Annotated in this window: 2 protein-coding genes; both read left to right on the top strand. The window is 63.1% G+C overall.

Annotated features, from left to right (window positions below; all coding sequences use genetic code 11):
• Positions 1-1,346: molybdopterin cofactor-binding domain-containing protein (locus EN893_RS32990; protein WP_164901350.1), on the top strand; the 1,346-nt coding region annotated here is incomplete at its 5' end.
• 75 nt (positions 1,347-1,421) lie between these two features.
• A partial coding sequence (locus EN893_RS32985) for an XdhC family protein (protein WP_281062523.1) occupies positions 1,422-1,627 on the top strand: 206 nt, incomplete at its 3' end.

The raw sequence follows: 1,627 nt of genomic DNA, 5'->3' as shown, positions 1-1,627 counted from the left end.
CCTCGTCGATGACGTGCTCGGCGCCGCTCTACACCAACACCGTCTCGAACACCGCGTTTCGGGGTTTCGGTGGCCCGCAAGGCATGGTCGGCGCCGAGCGCGTCATCGACGAGGTGGCCTTTGCCGTCGGCAAGGATCCACTCGAAATCCGCAAAAAGAATTTCTACGGCACCAGTGGTGATAGCGAGAGGGGCCGCAACATCACGCCCTACCACCAGACGGTCGAGGACAACATCATCCAGCGCATCGTCGCCGAGTTGGAGGAAAGCGCCAGCTATGCGCGGCGGCGGCGTGAGATATCGGCCTTCAACGCCAACAGCCGTTTCATCAAGCGCGGCCTGGCGCTGACACCGGTCAAGTTCGGCATCTCGTTCACCGCCACCCACTACAACCAGGCCGGCGCGCTGGTGCATGTCTACACCGACGGTTCGGTGCATCTGAACCATGGCGGGACCGAGATGGGGCAGGGCCTCTACGTCAAGGTGGCGCAGGTGGTGGCGGAAGAGTTCCAGATCGACCTCGACCAGGTCAAGATCACCGCGACCACGACCGGCAAGGTGCCGAACACTTCCGCCACGGCAGCGTCGTCCGGCTCGGACCTCAACGGCATGGCGGCGCAAAATGGCGCGCGCCAGATCAAGGACCGGCTGACCGATTTCGCCGCCGAAAAATACCAGGTGCCGCGCGATCAGGTGCTGTTCCTGCCCAACCGGGTGCGCATCGGCAACCAGGAAATCGCCTTCGCCGACCTCGTCAAGCAGGCCTATATGGCCCGTGTCCAGCTGTCGGCGGCGGGTTTCTACAAGACGCCGAAAATCCACTGGAACCGCGACAAGGGCGAGGGCCGCCCCTTCTATTATTTCGCTTATGGCGCCTCGTGTTCGGAAGTCTCGGTCGACACGCTGACCGGAGAATACATGGTCGAGCGTACCGATATTCTCCATGACTGCGGGCGCTCGCTGAACCGAGCTATAGACATCGGCCAGATCGAGGGCGGCTTCATCCAGGGCATGGGCTGGCTGACGACGGAAGAACTGTGGTGGGACGCCAAGGGCCGGCTGCGCACGCATGCGCCGTCGACCTACAAGATCCCGCTCGCCTCCGACCGGCCAAAGATCTTCAACGTCACCTTGGCCGACTGGCCGGAAGCGGGCGAGCCGACCATCCACCGCTCCAAGGCGGTCGGCGAGCCGCCGTTCCCGCTCGGCATGTCGGTGCTGCATGCGCTGTCGGATGCGGTGGCCAGTGTCGCCGACAACAAGATTTGCCCGCGCCTCGATGCCCCCGCCACACCGGAACGCGTGCTGATGGCGATCGAGCGGCTGAAGAAAGAGGCCGGCGCCTGAATCCGGCCCAGGGGGTCAGCAATGTGTGCAATCCGGGCCGAAAAAACCTATATTTCCCGCACGGGAATGCGAATGATGAATTCGAAAGTGCAAAGCCTGAGAGACTTCCTTGCCAGCGCCGACCGGATTGCCCTGGTCGAAGTGGCTGGCACAAAAGGTTCGACGCCACGCGAGAAGGGCGCATTTATGCTCGTCTCGCGGGCGGCGATCTTTGGCACGATCGGCGGCGGTCAGCTCGAATACATGGCAATCGACAGGGCCAGGCAGATGCTCTTCTCCCC

Origin of the sequence: Mesorhizobium sp. M7A.F.Ca.CA.004.04.2.1 (genome assembly GCF_004022825.1) — a bacterium.
Taxonomy (GTDB): domain Bacteria; phylum Pseudomonadota; class Alphaproteobacteria; order Rhizobiales; family Rhizobiaceae; genus Mesorhizobium.
Note: the sequence above shows the minus strand (reverse complement) of the source record. Positions and strands in the feature narration are given on the sequence as shown.